A 16,954-nucleotide genomic window follows, 5' to 3' on the forward strand; every position below is an offset into this window, starting at 1 on the left:
CTTTTACGCCAGTGGCCAGTTTTCGATGAAGGGTTGGTAAAAATCCCGGTTTTGGGTGGTTGCACCCCGCAGGCCGACGACAGCACTGGCGAACTGCTGCGCCCGCCGCAGGGTTGCTTCCATTGGCCAACCTTTTAGCAGACCCAACAGCAAAACACTACTGAAAGAGTCGCCCGCGCCGACGGTATCGACTACCTGGGTGACGCGTTCCGGTTTGACCTGCAAACGTTCGCCGGTGCTGGAAACCGTCAATGCACCTGCTTCACCCAGGGTGATGATCAGCCATGCCAGTGGCAGGGTAGCGAACAGGTGGCGGATGCGGCTATCGGTGTCGCTGTGTTGTGGGACGATTTCGGCCAACTCATCGGCGTTGATCTTGAGCCATTGCGCCCCAGCCAATATCGGGCCGATAGTTTCCGTGCTCCACCACGGTGCGCGCAGGTTGATGTCGATGAAACGCGGCGTGCCGGATCGCTGTTGCAATTGCCCCCAAGCGTTATGGGACACTGGCTGGCGCAAGGCAAGGCTGCCGTGATAGAGCAAAGTGTTGGCAGGCAGTTCCGGCAGTTTTCCCGCTTCAATGAAATCCCACGCGCTATCGGGAACAATGTTGTAATGCGGCTCGCCGTTGTGGAAGCGGACATCCACCGCGCCTGTCGGGTAGGCGCTGGTTTGCAGGCCAGCCATGTCCATGCCCCAAGCCTGCATGGCGGAACGCACCTGATCGCCCAGCGGGTCTGCGCCGACGCTGGAAATGAACAATGGCTGCATTCCGAACGCCTGCAAATGCCAAGCGACGTTGAAGGGTGCGCCGCCGAGTACGGCGCTGCCATCCGGGAAACGGTCAAACAGCACTTCGCCAAAGATGACCGGGCGCAACAGTTCCCGGCTTGCGCTAATGTGATGGTCTGTCATTATTTTTTCTCCAGTCTGGCCACAATCTCAGGGTGATAATGGGCAATGCCTTCCAATATCCCGGCGGCATAATTGCCATTCATGCCGAGGAAGCCGCCCCGCGCCAGATACAGCGCCTGTGCCATATCCGCCATATTGGCCATTTGTAGCGCTTCCACCTTGATTTCACGGCTGGCATTGTTGACCAGGGTGGCGGGAATCGGGCTGACCAACACCGGCAAATCATTGCCGCTGTCGCCGAAAAATACCGTGTTTGCCAACGCAAAACCCTGCTGTTCCTGCAAAAACTCGATCGCGTGGCGCTTGCTGGCGCTGGCGGGCAGAATGTCGAGAAGGCCGATATTGGCCGGTTCGTCGATGCTCCAGATCAGGTTGGCATTGATGTTGTTGGCCACCAGCCGCATTTGCACAGCATCCATCAAGTACTGGTGGTTGGTGCTCAGCTTGACGTAGTAGCTCAGTTTGTGGGTGTTCTGTTTTGCATTTTCCTGTAAACGCAAGGCTGGGAAGTCGTGCAGCAGTCTGGCCAGTTGTGCATGGTCGCGCCCACCCCAGTCGGGGGCGATATGGTTTTCCCATGCACTCCATGGTTTCCATTGCCAGCCCTGGCAAGTGTAGAGGGTGGAACCGACATCGCCGATCACGAAATCTGGCAGCGGCAGGTCGTATTCGATGATAGCGTCGCGTACCAGCTTATCATGCCGCCCGCTGACATAGGCGAGGGTAATTTCTGGCAATGCCGCCAGCTTGCGGAACCAGTAACGGGCTTTGGGCGATTCCGGTTCCGCGCCGTTGGGGATCAGGGTGCGGTCGAGATCGGTACAGATCAGCAGTGCCTGGTTCATGACGTTACTACCTCACAGGTCTGGAAGAAATGGTAGTGCTCAATGGCTTCCAGTATACCTTCTGCATAAGGCCGTTCGGCAAAGAAGATGTTTTCCCCCTGCGTCAGGTCGGAAAGCTCTTCGTTGTGGCGGTTGGCGACCACCACGGCCAAGGTGTTGCCGCGCATCATGTCTTCATCCGCACCCGAACCGCCAGCTGCGAGGATGCGTTCCAGCGGAATCTCGCGTTTATCGGCAAACCAGCGCAGCGCCAGCCCCTTGGAGGCACGTACCGGAATAATGTCGAGGTATTGGCCGAACGACAGCATCGCATTCACCGCTTGCCCTTCCTGATGCAGCAGCTTGTTGATGTGCTGAAGATCCGGCGCTATTTGCGGGTCGATGTAATAGCTGACCTTGAAGCGGCTCTGTTCACGGTTGGGTTGCAGTTTCAGCCCCGGCAGGTCTTGCAGGGTACGGCGGATGATGCGAGGGTTCCACAGGTGGTCGATGTGCCGCTCCCAGGCCGTGTCAGGAACCAGGTTGGGGGCGTAGTAAATTTCGGTGCCAAGGCTGGTGATCAGCACATCCGGCATCGGGATGCTGTGTTTCTTCAAAGCCTGCATGGCGGAATCCATCCGCCGCCCGGTGGCGATGCCAAACAGCACGCACTTGCGGTTGGCTTGCAGGGCTGTAATGAAAGGCGCGAGTGATTCCGGCTTGCCCAGCAGGTTCTGGTCGAGGTCGGAGAACAGCGCGCGGTCGTGGTGCAACTGCTTGCGGCGCTTGGCCTGTACGGGTGGGGAAGCCTGCGCCTGTTCCAGCAGCGGCTGGATGACTTGCAGGTATTTTTCCACGTGCGCCTGCCAGGAATAGTGCTGTTTGACGCCTTGCAGACCGTTGTTGACGAGGGTTTGCCATTGTGCGGTTTCGGTCAGCACTCGCAGCAGCTTTGCCACGATGTCTTCGCGGTCAAGCGGGTTGATCAGGTAGCCGTTCTGGCAGTTGCCGATGATGTCAGTGGGGCCGCCGTCTTCGGTGGCGACGATCGGCACGCCGCTGGCGGCAGCTTCGATCAGGGTCAGGCCGAACGGTTCGGTTAGCGCCGGGTTGATGAACACGCCTTTGCTGAGCGCGGCCAGCCGGTAGAGGGTAGGCACTTCATCCGACTGGTGATGCTTGGGGTAGGCGGCCTTGCCGTACAGGTCGTATTGGTCGACGTGCATGAGGATGTCTTGCAGCACTTCCTGCGCGCCGGTATCCATGTCGCGGATGTCGTCACGGTTACCGGCAACGATGACCAGGTTGGCGAGTTCCTGTAATTCCTTGGATTCGCCGTAGGCGCTGACCAATTGCACAATGTTCTTGCGCGGGTCGGGGCGCGAGAGGGCGAGGATGATGGGCTTGCCGGGGTCTTGCAGGAAACGGGCGACTTCGGCGGCGATGCTGGTGCTGTATTCATCGCCAGCGGGGGCGTGGAACTGTTGCAGGTCGGTGCCGGGCGGGACGACGCGCATCCGTTCGGGCTGGTAGTGGTCGTAGAGGGCGTACTGCTCGTTGATTTCCTGATGGGTACTGGTGATGACGCGCTCGGCCACGCCCAGGGTAGTTTCTTCCGCTTCGATGCGGCGGGTGATGGTGTAGCGGGCTTCCAGCGCCTCCTTGCTATGCCCGGCGGCGAGGAGCTGGCGGCGCTTGCTACGCCCGAGCGAGTGGCCGGTGAATACCAGCGGGATGCCTAGATGGTGGGAAACGCGCGTGCCGACGTGGCCTGCATCCGCGTAATGACCGTGGATGATGGCCGGGCGGCGTGGTTGCTGCTTGAGGAATTCGATCAGGTTGTCGGCGAAGTTGTCGAGGCAGTCCCACAGGTGTTCCTTGGGGATGTAGGTGTCTTCGCCACAGTCGATGCGCACGATGCGGGTGTTGGCGGAAAGCGGCTCGATGGGTTGGGCGTAATCTTCGCTGACGGTGGGGTCGGCCACCCGCCGGGTAATCAGGTCTACCTGCCCGACAGATGGGTGTTCGCCCAGTGCGCGCGCCAGTTCCACCACGTATTTGGTCTGGCCGCCGGTGTCGGCGTCACGCCCGAGTTCCAGGTTCTGACCGCGTATCAGCCCGTGCACGCTGATCAGGACGATGTAAGGTTTGTTGTCGTCGTTCGTCATGTTGTGCTCCGGTTTGCGCACAAAGGCATTAGTGCGCATGGAGTTTTTCTGAGGGTGTGGGGGCTATTCTAGCATGGATGAGGTAGCGTCTGTTATTCTCGTAAATGATCAGTGCCATTCCCCTACATATTGACCTGTTAGAACAAATGCAGGCAAAGGTATAATTCCCCGCCATGTCATTACTCGACATCCACAATCTGCAAGTCCGCTTCAACACCCCGGAAGGCCAGGTGGAAGCCGTGCGCGGGGTGGATTTGCAACTTGAGCCGGGCGCTACCTTGGCCGTCGTGGGCGAATCCGGCGCCGGTAAAAGCCAGGTCTTCCATGCCGTGATGGGCTTGCTACCCCGCAATGCCAACGCTAGCGGGCAAGTGTTTTTCACCGGGACTGACCTGCTGAACCAGCCTGCCAAAACCCTGAACCAGTACCGTGGCAAACGCATGGCGATGATTTTCCAGGATCCGATGACAGCGTTGAACCCCTTGCTCACCATCGGGCGGCAACTATCCGAAGTGCTGGAAGTGCATCAGGGCATGGGCGCGAAAACGGCGCGGAACCAAGCCATCGCCATGCTCGAACAGGTACGCATCCCCGATGCTGCCCGCCGTTTCCACAACTACCCGCACGAAATGTCCGGCGGGATGCGCCAGCGGGTGATGATTGCCATGGCGCTGCTGTGCGAACCGCAACTGCTGATTGCTGACGAACCAACCACGGCGCTGGATGTGACGGTGCAATCCGACATCATGGCGCTGTTGCGCGACATCCGCGCCAGCCGCGAAATGGCCATCGTGCTGATCACCCATGACCTACCGCTGGCGGGTGGTTTGTGTGACCGGGTGGCTGTCATGCGCCATGGTCAAGTGATCGAAACTGGCGTTACGGAAAGCCTGTTCCACCAGCCGCAACACCCCTATACCCGCGAACTGCTGGGGGCGCGTCACTGAACATTTTCCCCTTGCAAAGGTCTTATACTCAAGGGCTTAGAGGGAGAAAACATCATGTGCAAAGCAAGCCATTTCCTGCGCGGTTGCGTTATCGCCTGCGCCAGTCTGTTGCCACTTAGCGGGTGCGCGGCGGATGCCCCATCAGTGTCCCCGCTTACTGCCGCTGCGCCAGCAAACCTGCCTGCACTGGATTTTGCCAGCATGTGGCAACCCGGCTGGCAATGCGGGCAGGAAACACCTGTCAGCCGCACACTGGTGCAATCGCTGCTTGATAAAAAGGCGTTGTATGGTTATGCCCTCAACGGTATTCCACTGCCCATGCTGCTGGGTAAAGACCCTCAGCAGCTTGGTTCCATCCTGTTTGTGCAATATCAGGGAAGCTGGCACGCCTGGCCCATTGCGGAAGGTGGCGAAGTGCTGGCCGCCTACAGTACGCCTGCTTTCAACCGCGTGATGCTGTTCGCCACCGGAGGGCGGCAAGGGCCGGGCAACCATTACGTGGTGCTGCACGGCAAACACCAACTGGGTGAATTTGGCTGCTCCAGCATTTCCCTGCCTGCCGAACTGGATCGGCCTGACTGGGGTCAACAGTACCCTGCCATCCAGGCGTTTAATATGGACGAAACAGGGCGCGGACTCCTGTTCACCACATCCACCGCCCAGTCAGTCGGGGCAGACCTTCCCCAGCGGTATCAGTATTCCACCCATGATTGGGGCAGAAGCTGGAGTGAAGCCGGGCAAACACAGGCGACTAACGCTAACATGACAGGCATTTTCCAGCCAATCAGTGAAATACCACCACCGCCCTGGTTTGTGCATGGGTTGCTGGCCAGTGACGAGACGCCGTAGGCGGGGCATTCTGTTACAATCTGCTTTTTGCCAAGGCGTCTACCATGCTGTTGGATTTCAGTTTGTTCCAGACCCTGATTGTCGGCCTCATATTTGTGTGGACGGGGTTTGTGCGTACTGGCCTAGGGTTTGGCGGCGCTGCCCTGGGTTTGCCGCTGATGCTGTTTATTGACCATGACCCTCTGTTATGGCTACCCATCATCGGTACGCACCTGCTGTTTTTTTCGGGGCTGACCCTGAGCAAGCGCCTGCATAACGTTGACTGGGCCTACCTGCGTTCCTCTTCACTGTACATCATCCCACCCGCTATTGTCGGCGTATTCGGGTTGGTCAACCTGCCAACTCTGTGGGTGAACATTTTCATCTATTCCATCAGCCTGTTTTACGGGATTATCTGGATGCTCAACCGCACCATTGCCAGCAACCAAAGCTGGGCAGACAAACTGTTGCTGATCCTGGGCGGTTATGTAGCAGGTACTTCGCTGACCGGCGCGCCACTGATGGTGGCGGTTTACATGCGCAACGTGGCGAAGGCAAAACTGCGCGACACCCTGTTCGTGCTGTGGTTTGTACTGGTCACGATCAAGATGAGCACCTTCATTGCGCTGTCGGTTGAGCTGCATTTCGTCACGGCGCTGGCGCTGATCCCGGTTGCTGCCATCGGCCACGTGCTGGGCTTGAAAGCGCACGACGCCATCATGCGCAACGACCGGTTGTTCAAGCGCTGGATCGGCGGTGGGCTGGCGATTGTCAGTTTCCTTGGCCTTCTGAGCCTTGATTGGCCAAATTAAAAGATGACCCCAGCCCGCACACGCCCCTTCTCATGCCAAACAGGCTAAGCGTGCAAATCCCGGTTCAGACCAGCAACCCATGCCGCGCAAACACACTCAACGGGTGAGCCGTTGATCACCTACGTCCAGACCTTTCAATTCATTGCCCAAGTTTGTCACTGATTTTTGTGCTTCTTGTCCAGATAAAACAGAGGAACTTATACGCAGTCCGTTTGAACGACCCGTGAATTAGATGGCATAAACAGATGTGGGTAACGATATGGCATATGTCGACTCCCCCTACCTTGCAGGGTATTATGACTTTTGACCGGAAATTGCCGGGAAAATACTGTCTCAACGCCCATAGTTACTGATAGCCATGGCTTATTTAAAATAAGCCCATAAATAAAAAAGAACGCAGGCATTTAAAATTTTATTTAAAAATTTCAAAATAACCGTTTGATTATTGGCCATGCTTGACTATGCTTATTTTGTCCTCATGATGAGGATGAGTGTGTGGCTCTGCAACAAAATGGTTTTGCAGGGTAAAGTCGGTAGCTAATTCATGATGATCAGCATGGATGCTGGAGCGTTTTAATATCAGTAGCCAATGAAAAACTTGGATGTTGCCGTATATTTGGATAGATTATTTATTTGGAGAATTAAACTATGAAAGGGATTGCTATCATTTCTGCCCTGCTGTTGCTTGGCAGTACTTCAGCTTTTGCAACTGGTACCAACATTGACATGCATATTCATGATGTTGAGATTTTCCAGGCTCAGGATGGGACTGATTTAACCCAAAGGGCTGTTGTCTCACATGTGACTGACCAATTCGCTGGCCAAGCAAATATCTATGTCCATAATTCAAAAATTTATCAAAAGCAAAGAGGACAGAATGGAACACAATCCGCGACCATTGCAACCATTTGTGATTGTGACACTACCCGTCCGTGATTGATTAAATAAACAGGGATATCCCTACCTAAATTATGGGTAGGGGTATTTTTGGCAGATGACCAAAGAGATAACATCATGATTCGTTTTAATACACGCCTTGTGCTATCTGCCTGCTTAGCATTACTTGCCAGTAATGCAGCAGCTTTGCCTGACGGCAGTTCCCCTCCTGATATGGTAGACATGTCAGCCACCTACGCCAAGACACGTGCCAAACTGAGGGCATACCAAGTAGACTTCAGAAATACAGGGACAGATGCTGACCCATTTGCAGTGGCAAGCCTGGATACTGATGGTTGTGACTTGAATGTTGGCAATGTGTTCCTGGATAACTCATCCCCTCCTCCAGATGACATCATTGTTTTTGTTCAAGGTGATATCCTACAAGCCAATAACTGTCGGTAAGCAGATGCATTGAAATATCCGTTGGTCTTTTCCTCGAGGCTGAGGAGCAGGCTCCTTTAATAAATAAAAAAATAATTGTCACAGAAAAAAGGGGTTATATGAGAGGGATGCAAACGCCATTTTTAATGGCGAGTATTTTTTTAGTGTTAACTGGTTGTGTCAGCCTCGATTCAAGACTGGAAAATGAGTTCGAGGAAGTAAAAAAAGGCCCTGTCGGAGCCCCTTACAAAAGCATCACCAGCTTTTCCAGTTCTTTACGTTGCATGGATAATATCATGCTTGCAAAGGGTATCAGGAATATCCCTGTTATGGTTGAAGATGTGGATGACAAAACTGATGAGGTCAAGATGGGCGTCAGGGATATGCTGGTATCAGCCATTTCCGAGATGACGTATAGAAGCCATGGCATCAGGCTAATCTTATATGGCAAGGATACAGGCAACCTTGTTTCCTTTTTGAAAGCCGCCAATAACAATACAGCTTATGAACAATTGCCACTGTATGACATCCAAGGTTCTATCAGCCAGTTTGACAAAGGTGTCGTCAGTACCGATGCCAGTGTTGGGTTGTTTGCCCGCAGAGATGGTGGGATGGGCTTTTCCAGGGGTTCATCTTTAAGCGTAGTGGCACTGGATTTAAATGTATTGAATACCAGTGACATGAGCGTCGTTCCTGGTGTTTCATCCAAAAATTCGGTGGCGATCTTCCAAAAAGGCAATTCATTGGATGCGGATGCAAGCATTAACAAATTTGGCGTTTATTTCGACATAAACCTAAACCGGAATGAAGGCCAAGCACAAGCAGTACGTTCGTTGGTAGAACTGGCAGCGGTTGAAATCATAGGCAAACTGGTCAGGGTTCCTTACGAACAATGCCTGAAAGAGTAATGCTGGCACATTAAACAATGAAGAAAACCAAGTTTTTCAGGGTATGTTTTCGCATCCTCTGAACCAGGGTGGACAAGGATGTCTGCCCTGCTTAATTGGCTCTATGTGAATCGTAGTGGGTAGATTATCCTAAGGGTATGAACAGCGACACACTATTTGGAATGGCCTTGGGGCTGACCTCACCTTGGCAGGTGGACAGCATCGACTTCAGCGGGACGGAAGGACGCCAGGAATTGCACATCCGTATCAGCTTCGCGCGTGGCAGCCGTTTTGCCGACCAAAGCGGGGAACCTTGCCCGGTGCATGACACGGTGGAGCGGCGTTGGCAGCACCTGAACTTCTTTGAGCATACCTGTTACCTGCATTGCCGTGTCCCGCGCATCCGCACCGGATCGGGTCAGGTTGAGACGGTTGCCGTCCCCTGGGCGCGTCCCGGAAGTGGCTTCACGCTGCTGTTTGAGGCGCTGGCCATGGCACTGATCGAACGGGAGATGCCGGTCAACCGGGTGGCGGAACTGATGCGGGTCAACCCGCAACGCATCTGGACGGTGTTCAACCACTGGGTTTGTGAAGGCCGCCAGCAGGATGACCCGTCCGGCATCACCCGGCTGGGGGTGGACGAGACCTCCACCCGCAAAGGGCACAACTACATCACTGTGGGGGTTGGCCTGGATGCCCGCCGCGTCGTCCATGCCACCGAAGGCAAGGGCAAGGAAACGCTGTCCCAGATCCAGAAACACCTGGCCAGCCATGAGGTGAAACCGTCACAAATCACCGATGTCAGCATTGACCTGTCGCCTGCATTCATTGCCGGGGTAGGGGAAGCCTTCCCGGATGCCGCCATCACCTTTGACCATTTCCACGTCACCCAGTTGCTGAACAAGGCCATGGACAAGGTGCGCAAGCTGGAGCGCAAGGAACATGCCGACCTCAAAGGCCACAAGTACACCTTCCTGAAAAACTACGATAACCTGTCAGAACAGCAGGAGCAGTCACTGGCAGAGTTCATCACCCTCTACCCCACGCTGGGTACTGCCTACCGTCTCAAGGTGCTGTTCAACGACCTGTGGACAATGCCCGACAGGAAAACGGCGGAAGCCTTCCTGCAACAATGGTGTGATGAGGTGGATTCTGCTGGCATCCCGGCCTTCCAGACGTTTGCCAACACCGTCCGGGCGCACTGGTCGGGGATCATCCGGTTCGTTGAATCACACATCTCCAACGGCATCCTCGAAGGCATCAACCACAAAATACAGTTGGCCAAACGGCGGGCGCGGGGGTTCCGCAATACCCACAACCTCATCAACATGGTTTACTTCCTGTGCGGCAAACTGGAGTTCAGTTACCCACGGTATTCCACATAGAGCCGCTTAATTTTTATAAAACCACATATCAGGACATTCTGCCAGTGCCCTCATGTATCCCAGCGGAAGAGCTGATACCTCAATAAGGGAAATAGCAATGCAAGGCAGGCAAGATGACCTAGATGCTCAACCGCACCATTGCCAGCAACCCATGCCGTGCAAACACATTCAGCAAGTGTTTGACGTTATCGCTAATTTCCTTTTCCAGCCCCTTGCCGCTGGTTTGCGACTGTTTGCCACCGGGAATTTCCAGCCGACCAGCCAATGCCTCAGTGAGCAAATACTGGGTGAGTTCGGGCGCAGTGCGCGTACCATCCAGTTCCTGCAACAAACGGCTGGAGAAGGCATCCAGACTGAGTGCCTGATGCCGGATGCTGGCGACGCTATTCCAACCCTCTCTTGCCTGCAAACGCGCCAGTTCCACAGCACGCGGATATTCCGGCAATTCCGGCTTGCCGGTGCAAGGGTGCAAGTGCCCGTAAACGGCGCGGTAGCTGTAGAGGCTGAACAGCTCGCTGACCAGTTCATGGCGTTCCCCGGCATAAGGGTTGCTGCCCGCCTGCCGCACCCGTTGTTCCGCCTGCGCGGCAAGTTCGGCAAAATCCGGTGAATATGGATGCACGGCCTGCAAATACAACAAGGCGGCTTTGCTAAGGGGGTGGGTAACGCTAAGCTCGCTGTTATCAGGTGTCAGGAAAGTGCTGGCTTGGGTGTTATCAAGATTTTCCGCGCCTTGCAAACGCAGGTTGGCGCTGAAGAAAAAGGTGGTGAACACGTCAATGTCGATTTCCCGCTCCAATGGCAAGTCGGCGCGGCATAGCAGGCTTTTGCGGAATGCCCGCATCCGCACGAAGTCCATCCATTGTTCGTGCTGCAAGGGGTCATCAATATCAGCCAGCGCGGCCTGCGCAGGTGGGCTGAGGGTGGTGTCGAACAGGGTGTGCAGGTCGGTTTCGCAGACGTATTGCAAACCGTGGCGATCAGCGTCAGCCAGAAATTCGCTGAACAGGAATGCGTTGTTTTCGCCTGCCAGGTATTCGTGCAGCAGGTAGCTGGGGTGCGCGCGCAGCAGGTAGGCGATTTCCTGCTGGACATAACGTTGGCTATCCGTTTCTGCGCCCTGCAATGCCTGTTGCAGGCGTTCGAGCGCGGCAATGGCTGCTTTGTATTTGGCCTCCGCACCATCCACCCTGCGGGTAGCGTGCAGCAATAGGTCGCGCAGGCTGCCTCGCATCCGCCAGCCGGGCAGCAGGTTATAGCTGATGTAGGCAAGGCCGGTCAGCGTCAGGCATTCACCCGCCAATTGCAGGATTTTTTCCCGCACCGCCTTGGGAACCCAGGAGTAAACGCCGTGCGCAATGATGTAGTCAAACTGGCCGATCATGGCAGGCTCCAGATTAAGGATGTCGCCTACCTCCAGACGGATATTGGGCAATTCCAACTTGCGGATGATGCGCTGGCCGATGTCGACTTGGGCGGCAGACAATTCGATGCCCACGAATTCGCTGCCGGGCAAGCGCGCCGCCATCGGGATGATATTGCCACCGGTCGCCGACCCCAGTTCCAGCACCCGGCATTGCTGGGCAGAAACTGTCGGGATGCCGAATAGCCGCCCCAGCGCTTCCAGATTGCCGGGGTGGGTTTCCGGAAACGGGTTGGTTTCATAGGTGAGTTCGTCGTAGAAGTCGGCCATGGTGGCTGGTTTCCTGCAATAGTGTTTGTGTAAGGGGTGGGTGGCAAACAGGGAAAAATTGACTATGCCTGCTCCCACTCAAAGCCAATGATGTTACGGGTGATTTTGCTGAACTCGATACCTATCAGAAAAATACGGTTTTGCCCGTCTCGGTATTTGGCGGCGTAATCCTTGTCCTTGATCTGCTGCATTGCGCTGCCATCCGGCTGGTCGCCATCCAGCACCTTGAACTCGAAGATGTAGACCTGCCGTTGCCCATCGGGGAGCCTGAAACGCAAGGCCAAGTCAATCCGCCCCTTGTTGTGGCTGTCCTCCACCACCGTATCAAGCCCCAGGGCGCAAATGAAAGAGTACATCACCGCCGCGTAATAACCTTCATAGTGGGCAATGTTGTTTTGGGTGTAATTCTGGTGCGCGATGTTGTCAAACAGCAAGGTAAAACGCTGTTGCAAGCTGGCAAAATCGTTTTTCAGCAATGCCCGCAAGAAAGGCAAACGCTCTGGCAGTTGCTCCGTCAGGTAACGACCCATCACCATCTGGTTGAAACTGGAACGCACTTCGCGGTTGGGGTAACTGAGCAGGAAAATCGGTTCCTCAAACAGCGTGTCAGTACGTTTGATGGTCAGGTAGCCGGTCTGGAACAACAGCGTTTCCAACTGGATGTGTTGCATGTCGAAATCGCCCAACTGGGCTTCGCTGGCCTCGATTGCCTCAAAATCCGGCAGGTGGTAATAGCGGGTTTTGAGCAAATCCACCAAAAAGCCTGGTGTACCGGTTTCAAACCAGTAATTGCGGAATTGTTTGCCATTGCTAATGAACAGCAGGATGTCAAAGGGGTTATAAACACTTTCACCCAGCCAGTTGTAACCGTTGTACCAGCTTTGCACATCCTCCATGTTCACACCCTGCAAATGCCCGCCAAAATAATGTTCCAACTCACATTGGCTGTAACCGCACAGGGCGGAGTAAGCGGGACTCAAGGTAATATCCTGGAGGTTATTCAACCCGCTGAAAATCGACACTTTGGAGAATTTGCTCACCCCCGTCAGAAGGACAAAGCGGATATGGGCATCCTGCCCCTTGATCACGGAATACAGGTTTTTCAGCCCGTCGCGCATCTCATCCATCACCGCTTGGTCGGTAATGCTATCAAGCATGGGCTTGTCGTATTCGTCGATCAGAATGACGACATCCTGGCCGTACTTGGCCTTAGCTGCGTGGATCAGGTCTGTAAAACAACTTGCCGGATCATCCTGATCAGCGCAAGTGAGGCCCAGCCGCTGCTGGTTCAAACGTAGAATGAAGCGGATGCGCTTATCCAGTTCTTCCCGGCTTTTCAGGAAACCAGCGGCAAAATTGATGACGATGACGGGGTATTGCACCGACCAATCCCAGTGCGGGTGAATGTGCAGCCCCCGGAACAACGGCTCATTGCCCGCAAACAGTTGCTGCAATGTATCAACCAACAACGACTTGCCGAAACGGCGCGGGCGCGAGAGGAAGTAATACTTGCCAGATTCCACCAATTGCTGGACGTAGGCAGTTTTGTCCACGTAAACGTAGCCGTCGTCGATGATGCTGGATAAGGTGCTGATGCCGATGGGGAGTTTTTTCATGGAGCAATTTCAGGCCAAAAGTCGTTATCCATAAATTGCTCAAACGTCCACACGCAGATTTCGGGGAACACCTCCGGCGCAAGCCCGGTTTCACGCACAGCACCTGACACTGCGTATTCGTAGGCAGACTCGATGACTTCCGGCAACTTGCTTTTCAAACCGGGGTTTTCTTTGAGATGCCGTTCGATACGTTTACGTTGTTCAATGATAGTGAACTTCCAGCTACGTGACTGATGGCTTGGCTCGTATTGCCATTTCAGCAAGTGCATGAGCAAGGTTTCCAGAAACGATTCCAACGCCCGTTTTTCGGATTTGCTCATGTCTTCGACTTCCTCGATGATGTGTTCCCAGTCCACTTGATCAAACTTGCGTTCACGCAGTAGCGCGGCTTGTTGTTGCGCCCACGTGTAAAGATCCTGATCGTAAGCGACGTTCGCCATATCGAGACCTCCTGAATAGTTACTGTTGGATCGAGATTAACATACTGAAAAAAGAAACCCCACCGGCAAGCGTTCGACGCTGCCTACCAGCATACCGGGGGGCATTGGCTTTTCGCCGCGTGGCAAAACATCACGGACAGGATAACGGTCTGGTCAACTGCCGCTACTGCTGGCGTTTGAGCTGGGAACGCGCAAGACGGAAACCAAGGAGGTTGATCCGGGGGACCGGCGTGTCGTGGCTGCGGTCGGCGGAACGCACGTACTGTGCATCGTTGTACCACGAGCCACCGCGCAACACGCGGGCAGCGCCAGCACCTGGTCCATGCGGGGCACTTACAGGTGAAGACTTGTAATAATCACCTGCATACCAGTCCTGACACCACTCCCACACATTACCTGCCGTATCGTATAAGCCATATCCGTTCGCAGTGTAGGAACCAACGGGTTTAGTCCTGACAGTTTCACACTGATTTGAATAAGACCCATAATTGGCATTGCCGCAACTGATAGTGTTACCCCACGGATAAGCAGTATCCGAACCGCCCCGCGCCGCATATTCCCATTCCGCTTCGGTTGGCAGACGGTAATGCCTGCCTGTTTGCTGGTTCAACCACGGGATGTATTTCTGGGTAATGTCCTCCCAACTGACGTTAATCACCGGACGATTGCCGCGCCCCCAGCCACTATCACCCGCATGAGGGCAGGCTTTAGCCTGTTCGCAAGCATCCCACTGGTCAAAGGTCACTTCGTATTTACCCATGTAGAAAGCGTTGATACTGACTTCATGGGCAGGTTTTTCATCATCCTCACAGCCGCCTTCTACATCGTCGCGCCCCTCCACGCAGCCCATCATGAACTTGCCTGCGGGGATGAGCTGCATTTCTGGCTCAATCTCAGCAAGACGTTGCGCTTCTGCCTCTTTTGCAGCAGCTTTACGGGCAGCTTCCTCCCGTGCTTCCTTTTCGGCTGCGGCGGCGGCAGCTTTGCGTTCCTTTTCCTTTTTGGCGGCAGCAGCAGCGGCTTTACGCTCCTTTTCCTTTTTGGCGGCAGCTTCCTTGGCAGCTTTTTGTTTTGCCGCCTCCTCCTGTTTGCGCTTGGCTTCGGCGGCGGCCTGTTCCTGCTTTTCCTGTTGTATTTGCGCTTGCAGCTTGTCTTCCAGGGTTTCGGCATGGGCCGCAACGCTCAGCAACAGCCCGCCACTGAATAGCCAGCCCACCAACCCGGCAGAAAAACCGGGGTAATTAATGGCAGTTCGGTAAGTTTGCATACGTTTCCTCTGCTTTGGCATCACCGGCATCAACGGCTTGTTTGTATAACTGACAAGCCCGCTGCTGGTCTTTATCGACCCCATGCCCCACGTAGTAGCTTGCCCCCAATACCTGCATCGCGCTTGTGTCGCCAGATTCCGCTAGCGTGGTCAAACGGGTAATGGCATCAGGCCATGCTTCCAGCGTGGCTTTGGCTTGCGCCAGTTCGTTGGCTTGGGCTTCCTTTGCCTTGCGCTCAGCTTCGGCTGGGTCAATGGCAACGGGTGGGGAAGTAAAAGAATCGCCAGCAAGACTAGCTCCTACAGAAGATTTCCCCTGCATCTGCCAATAAACGCCACTACCCAAAACCACGGCTGAGATGAGAAGCGCCGGAAGCCACGGGAATTTTTTGGGTGGCAATGGAGGTGGCGGGTCTTTTATTGGTGGAAGTTCACCACTACCCGTGGAAAGTCCAGGCGCTGGGCAATATCGGCTGACAGCCTGTAACAGCTTCTGGAAAGCCGGATGTTCAGGTTTACCATTCCAGCCGCGCATGTCTTCGGTGTGTAACAGATCAAGCGGCATGGGAATGTCGGCGGCTTCGCAGCTCACCGGAATCAGCACCCCACGATTATCCGCCCGGGTGGCTTCCGACCGCACCCATTTGCGCGTGACTGAAACTTTCGACCAAACGACAACCACGCAGCGGGCTTTTTCCAGTTCTGTTGGAATAATGTGGGCAAAATCCTCACCCGCCAATAACTGGGTATCCCACCACACATCATAGCCAAGCTCCCCAAAGGCTTTGGCAAGCCTGGCAACCCACGCCTGATCACTGCGGCTGTAACTAATGAAAATATCGGTCATACAATTTGCTGATAAAAACCCCTGACGGACGGATAATAACCGATATTCAGCAGGATTTCTGCGGAAATGGTTCATCAGGAATGACAACCCGCAAAACTGGGGAAAAGAGCACAGGACATCCTCAAACCCTATCAACTATACTAACCATTATAGTTATAGCAATGGAGCACCCCATGTTACGTGAAGCCCCCGCCATGACGGTGCGCCAAAACCTTGGCGAACTGTTAAACGAAGTCCAGTACAAACGCGACCAGATCGTGATCACCAAAGCAGGCAAACCCGTTGCCGCCCTGATTGGCATCCCGCTGTTTGAACGCCTGCAACAAATGGAGCAGGAATTTGCCCGCATGACCAAACACATGCAGCAAGCCTTTGCGGATATGCAGGAAAGCGACCTCAATGACCTGCTGGATGAGGCAATCCAGCACACACGCGGCAGCCGCACGGCAGCATGAGGGTAGTCATTGACACCAACATCCTGCTGTCAGGCTTGATGCTGCCCAACAGCATACCCGGCAGGATTGTGCAGGCGTGGCGTGACAACCATTTTGAACTGGTGTTGAGCCAGTTCCAACTGGACGAAATCGGGCGGGTACTGGCCTACCCCCGCATTCACAAGCGCCTGCAATGGGATTTTGCCCAACGGCTGTAATCAGGCAATCAGGGCTGAATGGGGCTGACAGGGTAAAGCGTAGCACCTCGCACACCGGTTTTGTATACTGGCGCAAGCGCAATATCAGCAGAAGGTAGGCAGGACGATGGCGGCAACGGCAAAGAAGCTGGACTACATCACGGTTGAAGATTATCTGACAGGCGAAAAGACCAGTGAAGTCAGACACGAATATGTGGAATGCCGCAACGCTGGCTGGCGGTCGTCCTATTATTTCCTCGGCGATGAACTCACCCTGGAATCAGTCAATGTCACCCTGCCTGTCGAAGCCATTTACGAGCGGGTACAGAATAAAGACATGGCGGCATGGCTGGAAGAGCAAAAACAATTGTAAA

At 54.7% G+C, this 16,954-nt stretch carries 18 protein-coding genes; 10 read left to right on the forward strand and 8 right to left on the reverse strand.

The window, feature by feature from the left end:
* Nucleotides 1–3: 3 nt before the first annotated feature.
* Genes THINI_RS05410 through THINI_RS05420 form a run of 3 tightly spaced genes read right to left on the reverse strand, consistent with a single transcriptional unit; the run spans nt 4 to nt 3,907 of the window.
* Nucleotides 4–915, reverse strand: coding sequence for a carbohydrate kinase family protein (locus THINI_RS05410; RefSeq protein ID WP_002707645.1), 912 nt, complete (start codon nt 913–915; stop codon nt 4–6).
* The gene (locus THINI_RS05415) at nt 915–1,760 is read right to left on the reverse strand and encodes an HAD-IIB family hydrolase (protein WP_002707646.1); all 846 of its coding nucleotides are present in this window, start codon (nt 1,758–1,760) and stop codon (nt 915–917) included. The genes THINI_RS05410 and THINI_RS05415 overlap by 1 nt, the downstream gene beginning before the upstream one ends.
* The gene (locus THINI_RS05420) at nt 1,757–3,907 is read right to left on the reverse strand and encodes an HAD-IIB family hydrolase (RefSeq protein WP_002707647.1); all 2,151 of its coding nucleotides are present in this window, start codon (nt 3,905–3,907) and stop codon (nt 1,757–1,759) included. Before THINI_RS05420 ends, THINI_RS05415 begins: the two co-directional genes overlap by 4 nt.
* A 173-nt stretch (nt 3,908–4,080) precedes the next feature.
* Between THINI_RS05420 and THINI_RS05425 the strand changes: the two genes are divergently transcribed.
* The 7 genes from THINI_RS05425 to THINI_RS05450 all read left to right on the forward strand — a co-directional run bounded on the left by THINI_RS05425 (nt 4,081) and on the right by THINI_RS05450 (nt 10,086).
* On the forward strand, nt 4,081–4,854 hold the full coding sequence (locus tag THINI_RS05425) for an ABC transporter ATP-binding protein (RefSeq protein WP_002707648.1): 774 nt from the start codon (nt 4,081–4,083) through the stop codon (nt 4,852–4,854).
* A gap of 54 nt (nt 4,855–4,908) precedes the next feature.
* A complete protein-coding gene (locus THINI_RS05430; RefSeq protein ID WP_002707649.1) occupies nt 4,909–5,703 on the forward strand; it encodes a hypothetical protein in 795 nt (264 codons plus the stop codon).
* Nucleotides 5,704–5,747: 44 nt separating this feature from the next.
* Complete coding sequence (locus THINI_RS05435) at nt 5,748–6,494, forward strand: TSUP family transporter (RefSeq protein ID WP_002707650.1); 747 nt, start codon at nt 5,748–5,750, stop codon at nt 6,492–6,494.
* 648 nt (nt 6,495–7,142) lie between these two features.
* Nucleotides 7,143–7,430: a hypothetical protein gene (locus THINI_RS05440; protein WP_002707651.1), complete on the forward strand. Its 288-nt coding sequence runs from the start codon at nt 7,143–7,145 to the stop codon at nt 7,428–7,430.
* A gap of 51 nt (nt 7,431–7,481) precedes the next feature.
* Nucleotides 7,482–7,835, forward strand: coding sequence for a hypothetical protein (locus tag THINI_RS25050; protein WP_154724357.1), 354 nt, complete (start codon nt 7,482–7,484; stop codon nt 7,833–7,835).
* Nucleotides 7,836–7,942: 107 nt separating this feature from the next.
* Nucleotides 7,943–8,722 carry a hypothetical protein gene (locus tag THINI_RS05445; protein WP_154724358.1) on the forward strand — a complete coding sequence of 260 codons (780 nt, stop codon included), beginning with the start codon at nt 7,943–7,945 and terminating at the stop codon, nt 8,720–8,722.
* 137 nt (nt 8,723–8,859) lie between these two features.
* Nucleotides 8,860–10,086 carry an ISL3 family transposase gene (locus THINI_RS05450; protein WP_002707653.1) on the forward strand — a complete coding sequence of 409 codons (1,227 nt, stop codon included), beginning with the start codon at nt 8,860–8,862 and terminating at the stop codon, nt 10,084–10,086.
* 118 nt (nt 10,087–10,204) lie between these two features.
* On the opposite strand, the gene THINI_RS05455 is transcribed toward THINI_RS05450, so the two are convergent.
* The 5 genes from THINI_RS05455 to THINI_RS05475 form a co-directional block, all read right to left on the reverse strand.
* A complete protein-coding gene (locus THINI_RS05455) occupies nt 10,205–11,779 on the reverse strand; it encodes a class I SAM-dependent methyltransferase (RefSeq protein ID WP_040839131.1) in 1,575 nt (524 codons plus the stop codon).
* A gap of 62 nt (nt 11,780–11,841) precedes the next feature.
* Nucleotides 11,842–13,395, reverse strand: coding sequence for an ATP-binding protein (locus tag THINI_RS05460; protein ID WP_002707655.1), 1,554 nt, complete (start codon nt 13,393–13,395; stop codon nt 11,842–11,844).
* On the reverse strand, nt 13,392–13,835 hold the full coding sequence (locus THINI_RS05465; RefSeq protein ID WP_002707656.1) for a DUF29 domain-containing protein: 444 nt from the start codon (nt 13,833–13,835) through the stop codon (nt 13,392–13,394). The genes THINI_RS05460 and THINI_RS05465 overlap by 4 nt, the downstream gene beginning before the upstream one ends.
* Nucleotides 13,836–13,998: 163 nt before the next feature.
* Nucleotides 13,999–15,102, reverse strand: coding sequence for a formylglycine-generating enzyme family protein (locus THINI_RS05470; RefSeq protein ID WP_002707657.1), 1,104 nt, complete (start codon nt 15,100–15,102; stop codon nt 13,999–14,001).
* Nucleotides 15,077–15,949 (reverse strand): TIR domain-containing protein, encoded by an 873-nt coding sequence (locus tag THINI_RS05475; protein ID WP_002707658.1) that lies wholly within the window; start codon nt 15,947–15,949, stop codon nt 15,077–15,079. The genes THINI_RS05470 and THINI_RS05475 overlap by 26 nt, the downstream gene beginning before the upstream one ends.
* Nucleotides 15,950–16,122: 173 nt before the next feature.
* Between THINI_RS05475 and THINI_RS05480 the strand changes: the two genes are divergently transcribed.
* From THINI_RS05480 to THINI_RS05490, 3 genes are all read left to right on the forward strand, one after another.
* Entirely contained in the window at nt 16,123–16,404 is a 282-nt protein-coding gene (locus THINI_RS05480; RefSeq protein ID WP_002707659.1) for a type II toxin-antitoxin system Phd/YefM family antitoxin, read from the forward strand.
* Nucleotides 16,401–16,601, forward strand: coding sequence for a putative toxin-antitoxin system toxin component, PIN family (locus THINI_RS05485; protein WP_002707660.1), 201 nt, complete (start codon nt 16,401–16,403; stop codon nt 16,599–16,601). Before THINI_RS05480 ends, THINI_RS05485 begins: the two co-directional genes overlap by 4 nt.
* 106 nt (nt 16,602–16,707) lie before the next feature.
* On the forward strand, nt 16,708–16,953 hold the full coding sequence (locus THINI_RS05490) for a hypothetical protein (RefSeq protein ID WP_002707661.1): 246 nt from the start codon (nt 16,708–16,710) through the stop codon (nt 16,951–16,953).
* The last annotated feature ends 1 nt before the right edge of the window (nt 16,954 follow it).

Source organism: Thiothrix nivea DSM 5205 (genome assembly GCF_000260135.1).
Lineage (GTDB): Bacteria > Pseudomonadota > Gammaproteobacteria > Thiotrichales > Thiotrichaceae > Thiothrix > Thiothrix nivea.

What these genes read in the sequence shown, in the direction of transcription:
- THINI_RS05410 (WP_002707645.1), bottom strand. Translation starts at nt 915, where the DNA reads ATGACAGACCATCACATTAGCGCAAGCCGGGAACTGTTGCGCCCGGTC.
- THINI_RS05445 (WP_154724358.1), top strand. Translation starts at nt 7,943, where the DNA reads ATGCAAACGCCATTTTTAATGGCGAGTATTTTTTTAGTGTTAACTGGT.
- THINI_RS05475 (WP_002707658.1), bottom strand. Translation starts at nt 15,949, where the DNA reads ATGACCGATATTTTCATTAGTTACAGCCGCAGTGATCAGGCGTGGGTT.
- THINI_RS05430 (WP_002707649.1), top strand. Translation starts at nt 4,909, where the DNA reads ATGTGCAAAGCAAGCCATTTCCTGCGCGGTTGCGTTATCGCCTGCGCC.
- THINI_RS05440 (WP_002707651.1), top strand. Translation starts at nt 7,143, where the DNA reads ATGAAAGGGATTGCTATCATTTCTGCCCTGCTGTTGCTTGGCAGTACT.
- THINI_RS05455 (WP_040839131.1), bottom strand. Translation starts at nt 11,779, where the DNA reads ATGGCCGACTTCTACGACGAACTCACCTATGAAACCAACCCGTTTCCG.
- THINI_RS05435 (WP_002707650.1), top strand. Translation starts at nt 5,748, where the DNA reads ATGCTGTTGGATTTCAGTTTGTTCCAGACCCTGATTGTCGGCCTCATA.
- THINI_RS05465 (WP_002707656.1), bottom strand. Translation starts at nt 13,835, where the DNA reads ATGGCGAACGTCGCTTACGATCAGGATCTTTACACGTGGGCGCAACAA.
- THINI_RS05480 (WP_002707659.1), top strand. Translation starts at nt 16,123, where the DNA reads ATGTTACGTGAAGCCCCCGCCATGACGGTGCGCCAAAACCTTGGCGAA.
- THINI_RS05485 (WP_002707660.1), top strand. Translation starts at nt 16,401, where the DNA reads ATGAGGGTAGTCATTGACACCAACATCCTGCTGTCAGGCTTGATGCTG.
- THINI_RS05425 (WP_002707648.1), top strand. Translation starts at nt 4,081, where the DNA reads ATGTCATTACTCGACATCCACAATCTGCAAGTCCGCTTCAACACCCCG.
- THINI_RS05450 (WP_002707653.1), top strand. Translation starts at nt 8,860, where the DNA reads ATGAACAGCGACACACTATTTGGAATGGCCTTGGGGCTGACCTCACCT.
- THINI_RS05415 (WP_002707646.1), bottom strand. Translation starts at nt 1,760, where the DNA reads ATGAACCAGGCACTGCTGATCTGTACCGATCTCGACCGCACCCTGATC.
- THINI_RS05460 (WP_002707655.1), bottom strand. Translation starts at nt 13,395, where the DNA reads ATGAAAAAACTCCCCATCGGCATCAGCACCTTATCCAGCATCATCGAC.
- THINI_RS05490 (WP_002707661.1), top strand. Translation starts at nt 16,708, where the DNA reads ATGGCGGCAACGGCAAAGAAGCTGGACTACATCACGGTTGAAGATTAT.
- THINI_RS05420 (WP_002707647.1), bottom strand. Translation starts at nt 3,907, where the DNA reads ATGACGAACGACGACAACAAACCTTACATCGTCCTGATCAGCGTGCAC.
- THINI_RS05470 (WP_002707657.1), bottom strand. Translation starts at nt 15,102, where the DNA reads ATGCAAACTTACCGAACTGCCATTAATTACCCCGGTTTTTCTGCCGGG.